Raw genomic sequence first — 20026 nt, forward strand, 5'->3', positions numbered from 1 at the left:
ACGTGGGCGGCGCCCCCGTCGGCCTTGAGCAGCGTGGCCAGGATACGCACCACCGTGGTCTTGCCCGCCCCGTTCGAGCCGAGCAGAGCGAAGATACTGCCCCGCGCCACCTCGAAGTCCACACCCCGCAACACCCGCAGTTCCTTGTAGGCCTTCGTCAGACCTTGAACGCGGATCGCGGGCCCTGGTGCCTGATGAACTGTCATCCGGATATCCGTTCTCTGTTCCGTCGATCTACTAAGTAGTACTAGCTAGTGTTGTATCGTGAGCGCGTAAGCCCGCCCGTGGTCACACGTCTCAGGTGACCGGGAGGCTCTTCACACCGTGGATGTCCGCGCTCGCCGGCCGTGGCGAGGAAAGCGGCTGACCAGCGCGGGCCGGTTGCCGCCCCGGGCACTGGTGGAGTCCGTGGCCGAAGGCCAGGTGCCGCCCTCCCGCCCGCGCAGGCCGAGCGCGTGGCGGTTGGCGGTGGTGGACGACAGGGTGAGCGTCGTCCCGGCCCTGATGGTCTGGCCGCCGAGCTCGAGGTCTTCCAGCGCGACCCGCACGAACGGCTTGGCCACGCTCAGGTACCGCAGCGGTTTCTTCATCGCCCCGTCGGCGAGCTCGGGGTCGGCATGGCCTCAGGGGGGTGGAGGGCTTCACTCATGGTGGCCACGATCGCCGACCGCCCTGACACCGGACCGTCGCCGTCCTGACATGGCGGCTGATACGGCCACGTTTCACGCGGAGCGGTGCGCCGGCAGGGCACCGCTCCGGGTCGTTCACCGATCGTCCCGCCCTGTGCGAACCCTCAGATGGGGCCCGTCACGTGGTAGGTCAGGCGGTAGTAGTAGGCGCTGCCGTGGTAGCCCGGCAGGTGGGACACCTTCAGGCCCTGGTTGGCCTCCGCACTGGGGACGATCCTGGTTCCGATGATCCAGCCGTCGTTCTCACGGATGACGACCTCGATCGAGTTCTGGAAGTCGTACGTCCGGTTGATGTCCCACCAGTCGCCGCCATCCATGTTGTTCCTGCGATCGACGAAGGCGCCGTCGACCCAGAGTTCCACTTCGTCAGAGAACGCCTCGGCCTCGTCATCGCAGTTGAGACGGACGATGGTCAGCCGGTAGACGTCATCGGACCCCTCCGCCGCCAGCGCGCCGGCCGCCGGGGCCAACGCGACCGTCAGCACGGCCAGGAACGCCACCAGCCAGGTAACGCTGGCCCAGCACCGAATTCGGACTCTCACCGAATCCTCCCGTGGATCGTCGTGGTAGTGGTCCTTCCGGGACTGTTACTGCGCAGCACCGAGGAAGGTTCCCGCGAAGAACGGCCATATGCGGGAAACCCCGCTTACCGGGCCGGGCGGGTGCTCCTTGGTCCGCGAGGACACGGAAAGGCGCTGCTCCGGGCCGGTCGCGTCGCCGAAGCGTCGGTAAGGTGTCACTCCAGGGGCAGGGGGCGGCGGGGCACGGGCGCCGTGTGGATGAGCGACGTGGTCGTGTGGCCGTACGGGGTGAACAGGTCGAGGATCGGTTCGAGCTCGTCGACCGCCCGCAGGTGCATCGTGAAGAAGAAGCAGTCGTCGCCGGTCATCCTGTAGCACTCGACGATCTGGGGAATCTCCTGCGCGATCTTGGAGATGCGCTGGATCTCCCGGATCGCCGGGCGGACCCTGACCATCACCGTGACCGGAAAGCCCAGGGCCCGCGGGTCGACCTCGGCACGATAGCCGGTGATCACTCCGGCCTCCTCCAGCCGCTGCACCCTGTCGGCCACCGCGGGGGCCGACAGAGCGACCCGGCGGCCCAGCTCGGCGAAGCTCACTCTGGCGTCAACCTGCAGCTCGGCGAGGATACGAAGGTCCAGGGCGTCGATTGCCTTGGGTTCGTATGTCCGCTCGGGCCTGATCCTTCGGTTCGCCATTCTCCTAAATTACGGGGTGGCCGACGATGGCGTCATGCCGCCCACCGGCCCTCGTGCCGTCCTGTCAGCGGCGCCTCCGTGGACCTCCTTCATCGGAAGCGCCGTCTTCCACTATCTTGGCCCGGCCTTCGCCGTGCTCCTGTTCGGCAGGCTCGCCCCGCTCGGGGTGGCGGGCCTGAGGATCTGGAGCGCCGCGATGGTCTTCGCGCTCTGGCGCCGCCCCTGGCGTACCCTCGCCAGGCTCGACGCCGGAGGGCGGCGGACGATCCTCGCCTGGGGCGCGGTGCTCGCGGGCATGAACGTCTGTTTCTACCTCGCGATCGCGCGGGTGCCCCTGGGGACCGTCGCCGCGATCGAGTTTCTGCCGGTCATCGCGCTGGCCGCGCTCGGCGCCCGGACGGCACGCAACCTCCTGGCGCTCGTCGCCGCCGTCGGCGGTGTCTACGTGCTGGCCGACATCCGGCTGGCCGGGGAGCCGCTGGGGCTGGTGTTCGCCTTCGCCAACGCGCTGTTGTTCGCCGCCTACATCGTGCTGGCCCACCGTACGGCCCGGCTGCGTGGCGTCAGCGGCATCGACGGGCTGGCCGCGGCCATGCTCGTCGCCTGCGTGCTCGTCGCGCCGGTGGCAGGCTGGCAGGCCGTTCCCGCGATGATCGACCCCGTCACGCTCGCGGCGGGGATCGGGGTGGGGATCTGTTCGTCGGTGATCCCGTACGTCTGCGACCAGCTCGCGATGGCCCGCATGGCCCGGTCCACGTACGCGTTGCTGGTGGCGCTGCTTCCCGCCACGGCCACGGTGATCGGCGTCGTCGTGCTCCGGCAGCTTCCCTCACTCGCCGAGCTCGCCGGAGTCGGGCTCGTGGTGCTTTCGGTCGCGCTCCATCGCGAGCGCACACCCACCCAGAAGGACAGGACGACACGCGCGCTCGCCGCCGAGCGCGGCTCGCGCTCGCGTGGCTGCCCGGACGGCCCGGGGTGACCGCGCCGATCGTCGGGGCGAGCAGGCCGGGTCACCTGGACGACACGGTCGCCGCGGTGGAGGTGCCCCCGAGCGAGGAGGAGACGGCCCGGCCGGAGGCCCCCAATCGGCCGCGCCGGGTCATCGGTCACTCCTGAACGGCCGCGGGACTCCGGTGAAGTTCGCGGACCGAGAGGACGCTCAGCGTGAGCGGCAACAGCCACAGCAGCGTCTTCACGGCGATCACCGTGACCTGCTGCGACTCCCACGTCTCGCCCTTGAGCTGCGCTTCGACCTGTCCCCAGAGGCTTGAGCTCATCATGCCCGTGGCGTACGCGCCCGCGGCCAGCATCAGCGGCCAGCTCAGGCGGGCCGAACGGAGGAGGGCCACCGCGGCGATGATCAACAGGATGCCCGCGACGTAGTCCTCCAGGATCGTGACCGGCGTCGTCCACCACGCCTGGATGCCTCGCCGCACGGTCTCAAGGCCGATGAACAGGACGCCGAGGACGGCGGCGGAGGCGACGGCGAAACGGGCGATAGGTGACATGGTGCCTCCAGGGGGGCGTCTTCGGGTTCGTCGCAGGCCGGGACGATCGTGACGTCACCGGCGGCGGTCACGAGGAAGGGTCGGGGAGGCACAGGTTTTTTCCGTGTCCTTTTCCACCCTAGCGGGCGGAGAGAATCAGGGGGTGCGCAGAAAGAGTGCCGGCGCGGCAGCGAGCCGGGGCCGTCGGGCGGCAGCCGTTCCGGATGGGCGTGGAACGACGGGGACCGTTCCGGGCTCTCGCACGCGGCCAGCTGAGCGGGTGTGGTCGCGGAGCCTCCACCCGGGCGACCGCGCGCACCGCCTCGTGACACGGCGGGTGCCGGTAGGCAGACTACAGACATGCGGACCCCAGCTCTCGCGGTGTTGTCGGCCCTGACCCTCGCGGCATCGGCGGCGTGCGCGCCCGCCGAGGCGCCGCCGGCGCCCTCCTTGGTGGCGCGCCCCGGGATTCTCCGGCAGACAGCGGACGAGATCGCCCGCACGGCCGCGGGCCTGCGCCGGCTGGACGACATGCCGCTATACGAGATGACCTACCACGGCGGCTACGACGCCGAGGCGCCGCTGACCGAGGCGGAGCTGGCCAGGAACGGGGACGGCTGGGCGTGCTCGCTGTTCCACCGCCCCGGCCGGTTCGGCAGGAACTTCGACTGGGACCCCAACCCGGCCATGGTCGTCCACGCCGATCCGCCGGACGGCTACGCCTCACTCTCCCTGGTCGACGTCTCCTACCTGTTCCCGCCCGCGGCCCGGCCGGACCTGAAGACCGCCCAGGACCGGCGGCGGCTGGCGCACGCGGTGCTGATGCCCTTCGACGGCATGAACGAGAAGGGGCTCGCCGTCGGCCTGGCCCAGGCACCCCACGCGGACCTGCCCGCCCGCACCCCGGGGCGCACCGTCGTGAGCGGCACGCGGATCATCCGGCTCATGCTCGACCGCGCCGCGACCGTGCCCGAGGCGATCGAGCTGATGCGCCGCTACGACCTGGACTTCAGCGGCGGCCCGCAGCTCCACTACCTGATCGCCGACCGGGCGGGCAAGTCCGTGGTCGTGGAGTTCGCCGAGGGGCGCATGAACGTCATCGACGAGCGCTACCTGACCAACATCACGATGACCGGCGCCGACCGGAACACCAAACTGGCCGACCGGCGCTACCGGCTGCTGACCGAGGGCGACGGCACGGACCCGATGCAGCTGCTCAAGCGGGTCGCTCAGCAGCACACCCGGTGGTCGATCGTCTACGACCAGGAGAAGCTCACCGCCAAGATCGTCACGGCGCAGCGGTGGGACCGCGTGCGCGACCTGCGCCTGTCCGCGGGCGGTTAGGCATTTACCGGCGGCGCGCTTGATAGGGCGCGAGTGTCGGCCGGGCGAATGAGGGACCGGCGTTCACGAATATAGCCGCAAGGCCAGCGGCGGCACGGGACCCGGCGTTTGATTGACATATCTGGTAAAGCATCTTGCCGGGAATCCGGTAAATGACGCCGTGGCCGGCGATCCGTCAGAGCGAGCCGCGTGGCGCGCCCGTGCCACCCAACTTCGCACGTCGGGCCAGAGTTTCGGGGTGACCAGAGCCCGGGTTAGGGTGATCGGACAATCGTCCTGACTGATATGTGAAAGTTTTTCTCGCCTCTTGACTGGCCAGGCGACAAACGAGTCCGGACAAGAGTCGGCGACCTGTGGGAGGCCGGCGATCCCGGGGCGGCAGCGGTTCTTCTCACTCGGCCCCACAGCGGTTATTTCGCGTGGCTGCCGAGGGACGACGGAAGGCGGCACCGCACTTCGACCGGCCCCGCCCGCCCCTCGCCGAAGCCGGGGCGGACACCCCGGGCGAGCGGAAGATCCCCCAGCGCCCTGGGACAGGTTTCGGTTGCCCGAATCCTATTTACGGTCACGCATATCATCGCATGACCAGTGATGCAAGAGGCTCTTGTGCTGAATTCGCGCGGCCCCCGGCCCGCACGCGCTAATCAGGCCGTTGACTCCACCCGGCAAACATCGATATAAGAGTGAATGTCGTGAACGGCGTGACATCACACGCTAAGTCGTGACACTTGTACAGATCTCCATTTCGAGGTTGTTTCAAGGCAATTGTCGAGGAGCGCCGTAACATGGCGGTTGACGACCTCTCTATTCAGCGACGAATCCACCACTCGCCGCACACGGTGACTCCCCGCAGGGGGGTGCTGGGCGATCAGTGACCAGTTAGCCGCGTCGGCGCAGAATCCCCACCCCATGGATCTCCGCTCCGCCAGCACGATGATCTGCCTCCCGTACGCCGGAGGCGGCGCCAGCGCCTACACCGGACTCGTGCGCGAGCTCGCCGGACTCACCGGCCTCACCGTCGTCCCCGTTCAGCTTCCCGGCCGGGAGAACCGCATCGTCGAACCGCCGGCCTTCACGATCGCCGGGATCGCCGACGAGGTGGCGCCCGCCACGGCCGAGCCGTACGCGCTGTACGGCCACAGCATGGGGGCCCGCCTGGCCTTCGAGGTGGTACGCGAGCTGCGCAGGCGTGGCCTGCGCCGGCCGTCGCGGCTCTACGTCGGCGGCGCGCACCCACCGGATCGCCGGGTACCGCTGGCGGCCTCCGTGGACCTGCCCGACGACGCCTTCATCGACCAGCTCGTCCGCAGGGCGGGCGCGCTCCTGGAGCTCAAGCACCTGCCGGAGCTGCGCGAGCTGCTGATGCCGGTGCTGCGCTCCGACTTCACCTGGATCAAGAACTACTCCTACGCGCCCGAGCCGCCGATCGACTCCCCCATCGTGGCCTTCACCGGGCTGGACGACGGCGAGGTCGGGGCGGCGGAGATGCTCGGCTGGGCCCGGCACACCACCGCCGGGTTCGGCCTGCGCACGCTGCGCGGCGGTCACCTGTTCGTCCAGGACCGCCCCGCCGAGCTGGCCGCGCTCATCGCCGCCGACCTCGCGGGCGAGCCCGCCCCGCCGGAGCCGGACGAGCTTCAGCTCTGGCTCGGCCGTCCCGCCGACCACACCGCGGTGGTGCGCCGGTACGCCGGCCGCGCCGCGCTCGGCACGAGCCACACCGGCGAGCTGACCTTGGTGGGCGCGGTCGCCGCGCACGGGCCCGGGGTCGGGGTGGCCATCCTGCGCGCGCCGGATCTCGGCGGCGACCTGTCCGAGCTGAGCGGGGACGAGCTCGAGCAGATCGAGGACGCCGCCGAGGAGGACCGGCGCTGGCTGGCGCTGCGTGCCGTCACCGCGAAACGGGCGCTGATGGCCGCCGACGGCCAGGGAGCCGATCCCGCGGCGGCCGGCTTCCCCGACCTCACCGATCCCGGGCCCTGGCAGGCCCAGGGCGATCCGGGGCTGGAACGGCTGGACCGCTGGCAGGTCCTCCACCTGCCCCTGCACACCTCACGGGGAGAAGCGCTGGGCGCGGTCGCCGTGCCGCACGACACGGTGCGGCTGAGCTTGGACATTCCTGCCGAAAAGCCAAGGTAACGGGGGACAGAGTGACCGACAGGGCGCTTCTTCACGACCTTGTCCTGGCGCAGGCCGGGCGTACTCCCGACGCGACGGCCGTGCGGCAGGATGATCGCGTTCTGACCTACCGCGAGCTGGTCTCCGCCGCGGCGACGCTGGCGCACCGGCTGCGCGAGCTCGGGGCCGGGCCCGAGGTACGGATCGGCATCTGCCATCGCCGTACCCCTGACCTGCTGGTCTGCGTGCTCGGCGTTCTCATGTCCGGGGGCGCGTACGTACCTCTGGATCCTTCGCACCCGCGCCGGCGCCTGTCCGGGATCGTCGAGGACGCCGGGATCACCACGGTCGTCGCGGACGAAACGGGCGCCGAGCTGCTGGCCGGGCTCCCCGTCCGGCTGGAGGCGGTGCCCCGGCCGGGCGCCGGCGAGCCGCCCGCGCGGGTCACGCCATCGGGCGCGGCCGCCTACGTGCTCTACACCTCGGGCTCCACGGGACGGCCCAAGGGCGTGGTGGTGAGCCATGACTCGGCGGTGTCCTTCGTCCGGATGGCGGGCGAGGTGTTCGGGCTCGACGCCGGGTGCCGGTCGATCGGGTTCGCCGCGCTCGGGTTCGACGTGTCGGTGCTCGACGTCTTCGCCCCGCTGGCGCGCGGCGGGTCGGTGATGTTCATCCCGGAGGAGGACCGGGTCGATCCGGTACGGCTCCAGCGCTTCCTCGAACGCCACCAGGTGACCTGGGGCACCATCCCGCCCGCCCTGCTCCCGCTGCTGGAGCCGGACCGGCTGCCCTGGCTGCGCGACCTGCTGACCGCGGGCGAACCGGCCGGACCCGAGCAGGTGGCCCGCTGGTCCACCGGCGGGCGGCGCTTCTTCAACTGGTACGGCCCCACCGAGACCACCGTGTGCGTGGTCGGCACCGAACTGGACGGCGTCTGGGACCGGCCCCTGCCGATCGGGTACGCGCTGCCCGGCTGCCGGGCGTACATTCTCGACGACCTGCTCCGGCCCTGCCCGCCCGGCACGCCCGGCGAGCTGTGCATCGGCGGCCCGCAACTGGCCCGCGGCTACCTGGACCGGCCGGGGTTGTCGGCCGAGCGCTTCGTGCCCGACCCGGAAGGCGGGCCGGGGGCGCGCATGTACCGCACCGGCGACCAGGTCGTGCTGGAGGACGACGGCCGCATCGGCTTCATCGGCCGGCTGGACCGGCAGGTGAAGGTCCAGGGCCAGCGCGTCGAGATCGGCGAGATCGAGGCGGTGCTGCGCGCCCATCCCGGCGTACGGCAGGCGGTGGCGGACGTGGCGACCGGCCCGTCGGGGCTGAAGGAGCTGACCGCCTACCTGGCGCCCGAGGACGCGCCGGGCATCGAGGACGTACGGGCCCACTGCCTGGAGAGCATGCCCGCGTACATGGTGCCCACCAGGGTGGTACGGCTGGCCGTACTGCCGCTGACGGTCGCCGGGAAGATCGACATGGCGGCCCTGCGCGCGACGGCCCCGGCGAGCGGCGCCCCGCGCGAGACCGGCGGGGAGCGGCCCGCGGCGAGCGTGACCGAGCGCGGCGTCGCGGCGGCCTGGGCCGAGGCGTTCGGGACCGGGGAGCCGGGGCCGGACGACGACTTCATCGCCTCCGGCGGGCACTCCCTGGTGGCGATGCGCCTGACCGCGCTGCTGCGTACCGGGCTCGGCAAGGAGATCGAGGTCAGCGACGTGCTCGCGGGCCGTACCGTGACCGGGATCGCCCGCCTGGTGGAGCTCGCCCCGCCGGTGCGTGACGAGCCGCTCGCCGCGGCGCCGGCCGCGCTGTCGGCGGTGCAGCGGCGGATGTGGTTCGTGGAACGGCTGGCGCCCGGCACACCCGCGCACAACATCGCGATGGCGCAACGCCTGTCCGGACCGCTGGACATCGGCGCCCTGCGCGCCGCCCTCGCGGTGGTGGCCGAGCGGCACGAGGTGCTGAGATGGCGCGTGCCGCAGTCGGACGGGGTTCCCGCCGTCGCCGTGTCGCCGCCCGGCCCGGTGCCGCTGCCGGTGGAGGACGTCACGGAAGCGCAGGTGGCCGGACGTCTTGAGGCCGAGGCCCGGCTCACCTTCGACATGGCGGCCGGGCCGCTGTGGCGGGCCCGGCTGCTGCGCCTGTCCGGCCGGGAACACGTGCTGGCCGTCACGGCGCACCACCTCGTCTTCGACGGCTGGTCGCAGCAGGTGCTCTACGACGATCTCAGCCGCGCCTACCGCCGTGAGGCGCTCACGCCACTGCGCACGTCGTTCGGCGAGTACGTGGCCTACCTCGGCGGGCGCGACCGGGAGGCGAGCCTGGAGTGGTGGCGGGACCACCTGGAGGGCGCGCCCAGCGTGCTCGACCTGCCCCGCGACCATCCGCGCCCGGCCGTGCAGACGTTCGAGGGCGCGGGGGCCGCCGCCGAGGCCGACGCCGCCGTCAGCGCCGGGGTCCGCACGCTGGCCGCCGGTCTGGGCAGCACGCCGTACGCGGTGATGCTGGCGGCGTTCGCGCAGGTCCTGCGGCGCCTCACCGGCCGGCACGACCTGATCGTCGGCGCGCCCGTCGCCGACCGTCGCGATCCGGCCTTTCACCCGCTGACCGGCTGCCTGGTCCAGGTTCTTCCGGTACGGCTGCGCGTCGCGGACGCCGACTCCTTCGAGACGCACGTGCGCCGCTGCCAGGAGACGCTGTCCGGTGCGCTGGCCCATCTCGACGTGCACCTGGAGCGGCTGGTCGACCGGCTCGGCCCCGGCCGCGACCTGTCCAGGAACCCGCTGGTCCAGGTGCTGTTCAACATGTACGACTTCACCGAGCCGCGGCTGGGGCTGCCCGGCGTCACGGCCGTCCCGCTGCCGCCCGGCCTGCCGGGCGCCCTGTTCGACCTGACCCTGTACGTCGGGGAACGGGACGGACGGTACGTGCTGCAGGCGGTGTACAACCCCCGGCTGTTCCGGGCGGAGCGGATAGAGGAGCTGCTCAGGGGCTACCTCCGCATCCTCGGCGACCTCGTCACCGCTCCCGGGCGGCCGGTCCGGCAGGCGTCGCTCCGCCCCGCGCGCCCGTCCGCCGGCCGCACGAGCCTGCCGGACGGCAGCGCCCCGCTCCCCACCTGGGACGGGCCCGGGGTGGTGGAACGCGTCCTCGCCCGGGCGGCCGACGAGCGGGGGGCGGACGGTGAGCGGGTGGCGGTCGCCGGGGAGGACGGCGAGCTGACCTATGCCGACCTGGCCCGCCTCGCGAGGTCGACCGGGGAGTCCGTGTCGGCGGCCGTGCGTCCGGGCGACACGGTGGCGATCCTGGCCGCCCGCGTGGGCGAGCTTCCCGCCCTGATGCTCGGGGTCCTGGGCGCCGGAGCCCGCTGGGCCGTGCTCGACTCCGCCCTGCCGCCCGCCCGCCTCGCGGCCCAGGCCCGCGCGGCGGGAGCCCGCGCGCTGCTCGCCTGCCCCGGCGTGCCCGTGCCTGCCGACCTGGCCTGGCTGCCCGACCTGACCCGGCTTCCCGAGCACTCTGAACCGACCGGGCACCCCGAACCGGATGAGCGCGGGCCGGTGCTGTTCCCCGTGCCGTTCGGGCAGCGCGGCTACCTGTCGTTCACCTCCGGCACCACCGGCGAACCCAAGCCGGTGCGGGCCGACGAGCGCCCGCTGGCCCGCTTCCTGTCCTGGTACGCGGCCGAGTTCGCGCTGACCTCCGCCGACCGGTTCGCGTTGCTGGCCGGACTGGCGCACGACCCGCTGCTCCGGGACGCCTGGACGCCGCTGACCCTGGGGGCGACGCTGCACGTGCCCGGCCAGGACCGGGTGCGCGACCCGGCCCGGCTGGCGGCCTGGCTGCGCGAGCGGGCCGTCACGGTCGCGCACCTGACCCCGCAGCTCGCCACCCTGATCGCCGCGGCCGGGGTGGAGCTGCCCGACCTGCGGCTGGTGCTGTTCGGCGGAGACCGGCTGACCTACGCGGAGGTGGCCAGGTTCGCGGCGGTGGCGCCGAAGGCGCGCCTGGTCAACACCTACGGCACGACCGAGACGCCCCAGGCGCAGGCCGTCCACGAGATCACCGGCCACCTGGGCGGCACCGGCGATCCGGTGCCGGTCGGCCGCGGCGTGGACGGGGCGGAACTGCTCGTGCTGGACGCCGGCGGGGCACCGGCCGCCGTGGGAGAACTGGGCGAGGTGGTGGTCAGGAGCCGCCGGCTGGCGCGGGCGTACCTGGACGAGGAGCTCACCCGGTTACGCTTCAGCCGCGAGCCGGACGGCGAGACGGCCCGCTACCGGACCGGTGACCTGGGCCGCCATGACCCGGACGGCCGGGTGGTGCTGGCCGGGCGGGCCGACGGGCAGGTGAAGATCCGCGGGTACCGGGTCGAGCTCGGCGAGATCGAGGCCGTGCTGGCCGCCCATCCCGGTGTCCGGGCGGCCGCCGCCAGAGTGGCCGAGCAGCCCGGGGGGCCGGTGCCGCACGCCTACGCGGTGCCGGCGAGCGCGGCCGTACAGGCCGGTGAGCTGCATCGGCACCTCGCGGCCTGCCTGCCCGACTACGCGCTCCCCGCCGAGCTGGTGCTCCTGCCGGCGTTGCCGCTGACGCCGAACGGCAAGGTCGACCGGGCCGCGCTGCCCGCCCCTCCCCCGAGGGCCGCGGCCGGGCCCGGCCAGGAGCCCGCCTCCGCGACCGAGCGCCTGGTCGCCGGCATCTGGCGGGAGGTCCTCGGCCAGCCGAGGATCTCCGCCGACACGAACTTCTTCGAGATCGGCGGGCACTCGCTCGCCACCGCTCAGGTTCAGGCCCGCCTCACCGCCTCACTCGGGCGCGAGGTGCCGATCGTGGACCTGTTCCGCTTCCCGACCGTACGGACGCTCGCGGCCCACCTCGACGGCGAGCGGCGCACCGCGGGAACGGAGCGCGCCGCCATGCGGGTCGCGGCGCGCCGGGCACGACCCTCAACTCGGCCTCACCGGGCCAGACGGGAGAGTAACGAATGACCGCTGCGCACAACCACGAGGAAGAGGGGCTCGGCGTCGAGCCGATCGCGGTCGTCGGCCTGGCCTGCCGTCTGCCCGGCGCCGAGGACGTGCCCGCCTACTGGCGCAACCTGGTCGGGGGCGTCGAGTCGGTGCGCTTCTACACGCGTGAGGAGCAGGAGGCGCTCGGCGTACCGGACTATCTGCTGGACGATCCGACGTTCGTGGCGGCGTCCTCGAACGCCGACGACTACCGGGCCCTGGACGCCGCATTCTTCGGCATGTCCCCGCGCGAGGCGGAGCTGCGCGACCCGCAGCAGCGGATGTTCCTGGAGCTGGCCAGCACCGCGCTGGACGACGCGGGCTACGACCCCGCCCGCTACCCCGGCGAGATCGGGGTCTACGGGGCGATCGGCTCGGATGAGTATCAATGGCTGTACATCCGGCCGAACAAGAAGGTGTTCGCCTCGGTCGGCAACCTCGCCGTCTACACCGGCAACCACCCCGACTACCTGGCCACGCTGGTGTCGTACAAGCTCGACCTGCGCGGCCCCAGCCTCACCCTGCACACCGCCTGCTCCTCCTCGCTCGTCGCCCTGCACGTGGCGTGCGAGGCGCTGCGTACCGGCGAGTGCGACATGGCGCTCACCGGCGGCGCCTCCCTGGAGATGCCCGCCGAGTGGGGGTATCAGTTCCACCAGGACGGCATCTACGCCCCCGACGGGCACTGCCGCGCCTTCGACGCCTCGGCGGCGGGCACGATCTGGGGCGGTGGCGGCGGCATCGCCGTCCTGAAGCGGCTCTCGGACGCCGTCGCCGACGGCGACCACATCCGCGCCGTGGTGATCGGCAACGCGATCAACAACGACGGCGCCACCAAGATGGGCTTCTCCGCGCCGAGCGCCGAGGGCCAGGCGGCCGCGGTATCGCAGGCGCTGGGCGTCGCCCAGATCGACCCGCGCACCGTCACCTACATCGAGGCGCACGGCACCGGCACCTCGCTGGGCGACCCGATCGAGGTCGGAGCCCTGTCCAGCGTGCTCGGCGCCGGCACCGACGAGGCGGGCTGGTGCGGCATCGGCTCGGTCAAGACCAACATCGGCCACCTCGGCCCCGCCGCCGGCATCGCGGGCTTCATCAAGACCGTGCTCGCGCTGGAGCACGGCATGATCCCGCCGAGCCTCAACTACGAGAAGCCGAACCCGCGCATCGACTTCGGCACCAACCCGTTCCACGTCGTCTCGACGCTGACCAAGTGGGAGACGAACGGCTTCCCGCGCCGCGCGGGCGTCAGCTCGTTCGGCATCGGCGGCACCAACGCGCACGTGCTGGTCGAGCAGGCGCCGCCCGCGCCGCTGCCCACCGCCCCGCCGCGCCCCGCCCACCTGCTGCTGCTGTCGGCCCGCACCCCGGCCGCGCTGGACGCCGCCGTGACCAGGCTGGCCGGCCACCTCAAGGGCAGCGAGACCGACCTGGCCGACGTGGCCCACACACTGCGGGCGGGCCGGCGGCGGTACGCGCACCGGGCCGCCGTCGTGGCCGGCGACACCGCCGACGCGATCACGGCGCTGTCCACGCCGCGCCGCCTGGTCAAGGGCAAGGCGGGCACGCCCAAGGTGGCGTGGCTGTTCTCCGGCCAGGGCGCGCAGTACGCGGGCATGGGCGCCGGGCTCTACGACACCCAGCCGGTCTTCGCCGCCGCGGTCGACGAGTGCGCCACGATCCTGCGGGACGAGCTGGGCCTGGACCTGCGTACGCTGCTCTTCCCCGCCGAGGAGGAGAAGGAGGCCGCCGACGAGCGGCTGCGGCAGACGGCGCTCACCCAGCCCGCGCTGTTCACGGTGGAGTGGGCGCTGGCCCGCCTGTGGCGCTCGTGGGGCGTGGAGCCGGCCGCGATGATCGGGCACAGCATCGGCGAGTACGTGGCCGCGACCGTCGCGGGCGTCTTCTCCCTGCCCGACGCGCTGCGCCTGGTGGCCGCCCGTGGCCGGCTCATGCAGAGCATGCCGCCGGGCGCGATGCTGGCCCTGCGCCGCGACCAGGAAGAGGTACGCGGGGACCTGCCCGACGGCCTGTCGATCGCCACCGTCAACGGCCCCGGCACGTGCGTCGTCGCCGGTCCCGGCGAGCTGATCGCCGCCTACGCCGCCCGGCTGGAGGAGAACGGCGTCCAGCACACCGCGCTGCGTACCTCGCACGCCTTCCACTCGGCGATGATGGACCCGATACTCGGCGACTTCCACGAGGCCGTCGCCGCCGCGGCCCGGCACGCGCCCGGCCTGCCGTTCCTGTCGAACGTCACCGGCACCTGGATCACCGCCGAGCAGGCCACGGACCCCGGCTACTGGACGCGGCACCTGCGCGAGGCGGTCCGGTTCGGCGACTGCGTGGCGACGCTGGTCGCCGAGGGCGAGTGGCGGCTGGTGGAGTGCGGTCCTGGACGCCAGCTCGCCGGCCTGGCCAGGACCCAGCTGCCCAAGTCCGCGCCGCAGCCGCTGGCCAGCCTCCCCGGCCCCGCCGACGCCCGGCCGGACCTGGAGATCGTCTACGCCGCGGCCGGCGCCCTGTGGACGGCGGGCGTCCCGCTGGACACCGACGCCCTGGCCGAGCCCGCCCGCCGCGTCCCGCTTCCCGCCTATCCGTACGAGCGCGCCGAGCACTGGGTCCCCACCACGTTCGACCCGGAGCTCGTCTTCACCCGGCCGCCGCGGGCCGGCGCGCTGCCGCTGGAGGAGTGGTTCTCGGCGCCGGCCTGGCGCCAGGCGCCCCTCGCCCCCGCCGGGACCGCCGCGCTGGCCGGCCTGCGCTGCCTGGTCTTCGCGGGCCCCGCCGCCGAGCCGCTGCTTGACGGGCTGCGCGCGGCCGGCGCCGACGCCGTGCGGGTGGTCCCCGGCAGCGCGTACGGCACCGCACCCGACGGCACCATCACCGTCCGTCCCGCCGAACGCGACGACTACGAGGCGCTGCTCACCGAGACCGGAGTACCGGCCCGCGTCATCCACGCCTGGACGCTCGACGGCGACCCCGCGACCACGGCCGCGCGGGCCACCGCCGCCCAGGACCTCGGCTTCCACAGCCTGCTCGCCCTCGTGCAGGCGCTGGCCGGCGCCGAGCGCGAGGCGGGGGTGCGGCTCGACATCCTGACCGCCGCCACGCAGGGCGTCACCGGCCGGGACGTCCACCGGCCCGAGCACGCCACCGTCGCCGGCATCACCGGCGTCGTCCCGCTGGAGGCCCGCTGGCTGACGGCCCGCCACATCGACCTGGAGGCGGGGCCGTACGACGTGGGGAAGGTGCTGGCGGAGCTGGCCACCGAGCCCGCGGAGCCGGAGGAGGGTGTGCCGCCGTCCCCCGTCGTGCTGCGTGCCGGCCGCCGCTGGGTGCGTGGCTTCGAGCCGGTGCCGCTGCCGCCGCAGGACGACCCGCTGCGCCCGCACGGCGTGTACGTCATCACCGGCGGGCTCGGCGGCATCGGTCTCACGCTGGGCGAGGACCTGGCCCGGCGGGTCCGGGCCAGGCTGGTCCTGCTCGGCCGTTCCGGCTTGCCGCCCCGTGCGGAGTGGGACACGCTCGACGGGGCGCCGGAGCGCGTGCGGCGGGCCGTGGCCGCGGTGCTGCGCATGGAGCGGGCGGGCGCCGAGGTGATCGTGATGGCCGCCGACGTGACCGACCCCGGGTCACTGCGCCGGGCCAGGGACGAGGCGCTCGCCAGGTTCGGCCGCGTCGACGGCATCGTGCACGCGGCCGGGATCCCCGGCGGCGGCATGGCCGAGGTCAAGGAGCGCGCGGCCGCCGACGACGTCATGGCGCCCAAGATCGCCGGGACGCTCGCGCTGCGCGAGGTGTTCGGCGAGCTGCCGCTCGACTTCGTGCTGCTCTGCTCGTCGGTGACCGCCGTCGCGGGCGGGTTCGGCCAGGTCGACTACTGCGCGGCCAACAACTTCATGGACGCCTACGCGCACGTCTGGCCCGGCCGGGTCCTGTCGGTGAACTGGGGGGCCTGGCTGGAGGTCGGCATGGCCGCCGAGGTCGCCGCCCCGGTGGCCTTCCGCGCCCTGCAGCGCGGCGACCGGGTGACCCGGCTGGAGCACCCCGTGCTCAGCCACCGGCACGAGAGCGCCGGCCGCCGGCCCTGGTACGCCGCGACCCTGTCGCCCGAGACGCACTGGCTCCTGGACGAGCACCGGGTGGCCGGGGTGCCGGTGATGCCGGGCACCGGCTACCTGGAGAGCGCCCGCGCCGCGTTCGAGGCGGCCGTGCCTCCCCCGGGTCCCGGGCACGCGATCGAGCTGCGCGACGTCGCCTTCATCGCGCCGCTGCCGGTCGCCGAGGGGTCGAGCGCCGAGCTGCGGGTACTGCTCACCCCTGCCGGCGACGGCATGGACTTCGAGGTGGTCAGCATCGCCGGCGGCGAGCCGGTCCAGCACGCCAGAGGCTCGGCGGCGTGGGTGGCGGCCGGGGAGGCCGCCGGGGACCTGGCCGAGGTCCGGTCCCGCTGCACCCACGGCTCCGACGAGGCCAACCCGTTCGCCTCGGCCTCCGGGCTGGTCACGTTCGGCTCGCGGTGGACCAGCCTGCGCACGGTACGGCTGGGCCAGAACGAGCAGCTCGCCCACCTGGTGGCCGGTCCCGACGTCGCCACCGAACTGGCCGCCCTGCCGCTGCACCCGGCGCTGCTGGACGAGGCGACCGCGTTCATCTCCGTCTCCGGCGAGCACAGCTACCTGCCGCTCGGCTACGGCCGCATCACCGTGCACGCCCCGCTGCCCGCCACGCTGTGGAGCCACGCCCGGCTGCGCGACACCGGCGGCGGCGAGGTTCTCGCCGCCGACCTCACCCTGTACGGCGACGCCGGCGAGCCGGTGGTGAGCATCTCCGACTTCGTGCTCAGACGCGTCGACCCGGAGGCCGTGTCCCGCACCATCGGCGAGGACGCGGAGCAGGCGGCCGGGGACGTGACGGTGAAGGAGGAGTCCGCGACCGCGGGCGTCGCCCTGGACCTCGACGGCGCCAAGCGCGGCATCCCGCCGGCGGACGGCGCCGAGGCCTTCCGCCGCCTGCTCGCCACCGACCTGGGCGTCCAGGTCGTGGTCAACGCCACCGCGCTGCCCGAGTTCGTGGCCGGGGTGCGCGAGCTGACCCAGGACACCGTGGCCGACGACCTCGCCTCCGCCGCCGCCGCCGGCGAGGCGGGCCTGGACTCCGACGATCACGTCGCCCCGCGCAACGAGCTGGAGAGCGTGCTCGCCGGGCTGTGGGGCGAGGTGCTCGGCGCCCGCCGCGTCAGCGTCGAGCAGGACTTCTTCGAGCTGGGCGGCAACTCGCTGGTGGCGGTCCAGCTCATCGCCCTCATCAGGAAGAAGATCGGCGTCCGGCTGCCCATGCGCAGCCTCTTCCAGGTGCCCACCGTGGCCGGCATGGCCGGGCTCGTGGAGGAACTGCGCGGCCAGGGCGAGGAGAAGAAGCCGGCGACGATCACCCGGCTCCCCCGAGTGGAAAGGCACTGACATGCGCGACGGCCAGTACAAGGTCGTGGTCAACGACGAGGAGCAGTACTCCATCTGGTTCGCCGGGCGGCCCCTGCCGCAGGGCTGGCGGGAGGCCGGCTTCGAAGGGGAGAAGCAGAGCTGCCTCGACCACATCGAGCAGGTCTGGACCGACATGCGCCCGCGCAGCCTGCGCGAGGCCATGGGGCAGTAGAGGAGCGGCCCAGGTGACCGGCACGTACGTTTTCCCCGCCTCGTTCGCCCAGGAACGGTTGTGGTTCCTGGCCCAGCTCGATCCCGGCGCGCCCACGTACCACATCAACGCCATGATGACGCTGCCCGAGCGGGCCGATCCGGACCGTTGTGAGCGGATCCTGGCCGAGCTGGTGCGGCGGCACGAGGCGCTGCGCACCGCCCTGGCGATCGAGGACGGGAGCCTCGTCCAGATCGTCCAGGTCGACATGCCGGTCACCCTGCCCCGTACCGACCTGCGCGACCTGCCGCCGGAGGAGGCCGAGCGCGAGTTCGGCGCGCTGGCGGTGGCGACGGCGCGGCAGCCGTTCGCGCTGGATCGGGCGCCGTTGTGGCGCTCGCACCTGGCGCTGATGCCGGGCGGGGAGCAACGGCTGATCTCCGTGTTCCACCACGCCGTGTTCGACGCCCGCTCGGGAACCATCCTCGGCGAGGAGATCCGGGAGCTGTACGCCGCCCTCGACGAGGGGCGCCCGGCGCGGCTGCGTGACCTGCCCATCCAGTACGCCGACTACGCCGCCTGGCAGCGCGAGCACCTCGGCCAGGGGGTGCTCGCCGCCCAGCTCGGTCACTGGCGGGACCGGCTGGCCGGGCTGCCGGCCGATCTCGGGCTGCCGACCGACCGGCCCAGGCCGCCCGTGCGCGGGCACGCCGGGGCCGAGCACCACCTGGTGCTGCCCGCCGCCCTGGTGGACGAGCTCGAAGCGCTGGCCATGCGGCGCGGCGCGACCCTGTTCATGGTGCTGCTGGCCGCGCTGAAGGCCCTGCTGTCCCGGTACGCGGGCCAGGAGGACGTGGCGGTGGGCACGCCGGTCGTCGGGCGCGACCTGCCGGAGTTCGAGCCGGTGCTCGGCGTGTTCATCAACACCCTGGTACTGCGCAGCGACCTGAGCGGTGACCCGTCGTTCGGCACGTTGCTGGACCGGGTGCGCGAGAGCGTCCTCGACGCGCTGGACCACGCCGAGGTGCCGTTCGACCGGCTGGTCGAGGCGCTCCAGCCGGTCCGCGACACCAGCCGCACCCCGCTCTACCAGGTGGGCTTCAACCTGCTGCCGATGAGCGCGCGCGGGCAGTTCCCGAACGGCACCGCCCAGCTGGACCTGAACCTCGACATCGTCAGGACGGCGGACGGCGCCGGCGTCTACTTCGAGTACAGCACCGACCTGTTCGACCCCGGCACGATCGAGCGCCTGGCCGGCGCCTACCGGCTGATCCTTGAGGCGGCCGCCGCCGACCCCGGCACGCGGCTGTCGGAGTTGCCGCTGATGACGCCGGCCCAGCGGACGGAGTTGCTGACCGGGTGGAACGAGACCGCCGCGCCGTACCCGGACAAGACCCTGCACGAGCTCGTCGGCGAGCAGGCGGCGCGCACGCCCGGCGCGGTGGCGGTGCGCGCGCCGGACGGCGAGGAGCTCACCTACGCCGAGCTGGACGCCCGCACGCAGGCGCTGGCCGGGCGGCTGGTCGCCGAGGGCGTGCGGGCCGAGTCGCGGGTGGCGCTGTGCCTGCCGCGTGGCGTGCCGCAGATCGTCGCGCTGCTCGCGGTGCTGCGGGCGGGCGCGTGTTACGTGCCGCTGGACGCGGCCTACCCGGCGGAGCGGCTGGCGTACCTGCTGGCCGACTCCGGTGCCGCGCTGCTGCTCACGGACTCCGCCCACCTCGGCCGGCTGCCGGCGGAGCATCCCCCGGAATTGCTGCTCGACCAGGTCTCCGGAAGCGCCGGGCCGCTGCGGCCGCTGCCGCCGGTGCGGCCGGACCAGCTGGCGTACACCATCTACACCTCCGGCTCCACCGGCCGTCCCAAAGGCGTGCAGGTGCCGCATCGTGGCGTGGTCAACCTGGTCACCGACGTGATCCGGCGGCTGGGCGGGGGCAGCGCGCTGTACCTGACCTCGCTCTCGTTCGACATCGCGGCGCTGGAGATCTTCACGCCGCTGCTGTCCGGCGGGACGCTCGTGATCGCTCCCGAGGACGCCGCCCGCACGCCCAAGGAGCTCCACCGGGCCGCGGAGGACGCGGACCTGGTCCAGCTCACTCCGTCGGTGGCGAGCCTGGCGGTCGAGCACCTGCCGTCCGGGCTGCCCCGCGTGATCCTCGGCGGCGAGCCGCTGCCGCTCGACCTGGCCGCCCGCCTGCTCACGGTCACCGACGAGCTGTGGAACTTCTACGGGCCGACGGAGACGACGATCTGGTCCACGGCGTACCGGGTGCCGCACTCTCCCGCCACGATGCTCATCGGCGGGCCGGTGGCGAACACGAGCGCGTACGTGGTGGACGAGGACCTGCGCCCCGTGCCGGTGGGCGTACCGGGCGAGCTGCTGCTGGGCGGGGCCGGGGTGACCCGCGGCTACCACGGCCGGGCCGCGCTGACCGCCGAGCGCTTCGTGCCCGACCCTTTCGGCCCGCCCGGCGGCCGTCTCTACCGCACGGGCGACCTGGCCCGCTGGTGCGCAGACGGAACCCTCGAATGCCT

General features: G+C 73.4%; 12 protein-coding genes. 7 read left to right on the forward strand and 5 right to left on the reverse strand.

Features of this window, described 5'->3' with window-relative positions; translation table 11 throughout:
- The 4 genes from ACIBKY_RS08300 to ACIBKY_RS08315 all read right to left on the reverse strand — a co-directional run.
- Positions 1–206: ATP-binding cassette domain-containing protein (locus tag ACIBKY_RS08300; RefSeq protein WP_397095484.1), on the reverse strand; the 206-nt coding region annotated here is incomplete at its 3' end.
- Between the two features lie 111 nt (positions 207–317).
- Positions 318–590, reverse strand: a complete 273-nt coding sequence (locus tag ACIBKY_RS08305) for a hypothetical protein (protein WP_397095485.1) — start codon at positions 588–590, stop codon at positions 318–320.
- 203 nt (positions 591–793) lie between these two features.
- Positions 794–1231, reverse strand: coding sequence for a hypothetical protein (locus ACIBKY_RS08310; protein ID WP_397095486.1), 438 nt, complete (start codon positions 1229–1231; stop codon positions 794–796).
- Positions 1232–1425: 194 nt separating this feature from the next.
- Positions 1426–1908, reverse strand: a complete 483-nt coding sequence (locus ACIBKY_RS08315) for an Lrp/AsnC family transcriptional regulator (protein ID WP_397095487.1) — start codon at positions 1906–1908, stop codon at positions 1426–1428.
- 34 nt (positions 1909–1942) lie between these two features.
- Here ACIBKY_RS08315 and ACIBKY_RS08320 point away from each other — a divergent pair, with 34 nt between their 5' ends.
- Positions 1943–2887 carry an EamA family transporter gene (locus ACIBKY_RS08320; protein WP_397095489.1) on the forward strand — a complete coding sequence of 315 codons (945 nt, stop codon included), beginning with the start codon at positions 1943–1945 and terminating at the stop codon, positions 2885–2887.
- A 127-nt stretch (positions 2888–3014) separates the two neighbouring features.
- On the opposite strand, the gene ACIBKY_RS08325 is transcribed toward ACIBKY_RS08320, so the two are convergent.
- A complete protein-coding gene (locus ACIBKY_RS08325) occupies positions 3015–3416 on the reverse strand; it encodes a hypothetical protein (RefSeq protein ID WP_397095491.1) in 402 nt (133 codons plus the stop codon).
- A 339-nt stretch (positions 3417–3755) separates the two neighbouring features.
- On the opposite strand from ACIBKY_RS08325, the gene ACIBKY_RS08330 reads away from it, so the two are divergent.
- The 6 genes from ACIBKY_RS08330 to ACIBKY_RS08355 form a co-directional block, all read left to right on the forward strand.
- Positions 3756–4739, forward strand: coding sequence for a linear amide C-N hydrolase (locus tag ACIBKY_RS08330; RefSeq protein ID WP_397095492.1), 984 nt, complete (start codon positions 3756–3758; stop codon positions 4737–4739).
- A gap of 909 nt (positions 4740–5648) precedes the next feature.
- Positions 5649–6878, forward strand: coding sequence for a thioesterase II family protein (locus tag ACIBKY_RS08335; RefSeq protein ID WP_397095493.1), 1230 nt, complete (start codon positions 5649–5651; stop codon positions 6876–6878).
- A gap of 11 nt (positions 6879–6889) precedes the next feature.
- A complete protein-coding gene (locus ACIBKY_RS08340) occupies positions 6890–11836 on the forward strand; it encodes an amino acid adenylation domain-containing protein (RefSeq protein ID WP_397095495.1) in 4947 nt (1648 codons plus the stop codon).
- Entirely contained in the window at positions 11833–17322 is a 5490-nt protein-coding gene (locus tag ACIBKY_RS08345) for an SDR family NAD(P)-dependent oxidoreductase (RefSeq protein WP_397095496.1), read from the forward strand. The genes ACIBKY_RS08340 and ACIBKY_RS08345 overlap by 4 nt, the downstream gene beginning before the upstream one ends.
- 1 nt (position 17323) lies before the next feature.
- A complete protein-coding gene (locus ACIBKY_RS08350; protein WP_397095497.1) occupies positions 17324–17515 on the forward strand; it encodes an MbtH family protein in 192 nt (63 codons plus the stop codon).
- 13 nt (positions 17516–17528) lie between these two features.
- Positions 17529–20026 (forward strand): amino acid adenylation domain-containing protein (locus ACIBKY_RS08355; RefSeq protein ID WP_397095498.1); only part of this gene is annotated, 2498 nt, incomplete at its 3' end.

The organism is Nonomuraea sp. NPDC050394 (assembly GCF_044459065.1).
Classification (GTDB): domain Bacteria; phylum Actinomycetota; class Actinomycetes; order Streptosporangiales; family Streptosporangiaceae; genus Nonomuraea.

Excerpts from the sequence above, each read along its gene's own strand:
- ACIBKY_RS08305 (WP_397095485.1), bottom strand. The coding sequence starts at position 590 with ATGAAGAAACCGCTGCGGTACCTGAGCGTGGCCAAGCCGTTCGTGCGG.
- ACIBKY_RS08315 (WP_397095487.1), bottom strand. The coding sequence starts at position 1,908 with ATGGCGAACCGAAGGATCAGGCCCGAGCGGACATACGAACCCAAGGCA.
- ACIBKY_RS08320 (WP_397095489.1), top strand. The coding sequence starts at position 1,943 with ATGCCGCCCACCGGCCCTCGTGCCGTCCTGTCAGCGGCGCCTCCGTGG.
- ACIBKY_RS08325 (WP_397095491.1), bottom strand. The coding sequence starts at position 3,416 with ATGTCACCTATCGCCCGTTTCGCCGTCGCCTCCGCCGCCGTCCTCGGC.
- ACIBKY_RS08330 (WP_397095492.1), top strand. The coding sequence starts at position 3,756 with ATGCGGACCCCAGCTCTCGCGGTGTTGTCGGCCCTGACCCTCGCGGCA.
- ACIBKY_RS08335 (WP_397095493.1), top strand. The coding sequence starts at position 5,649 with ATGGATCTCCGCTCCGCCAGCACGATGATCTGCCTCCCGTACGCCGGA.
- ACIBKY_RS08345 (WP_397095496.1), top strand. The coding sequence starts at position 11,833 with ATGACCGCTGCGCACAACCACGAGGAAGAGGGGCTCGGCGTCGAGCCG.
- ACIBKY_RS08350 (WP_397095497.1), top strand. The coding sequence starts at position 17,324 with ATGCGCGACGGCCAGTACAAGGTCGTGGTCAACGACGAGGAGCAGTAC.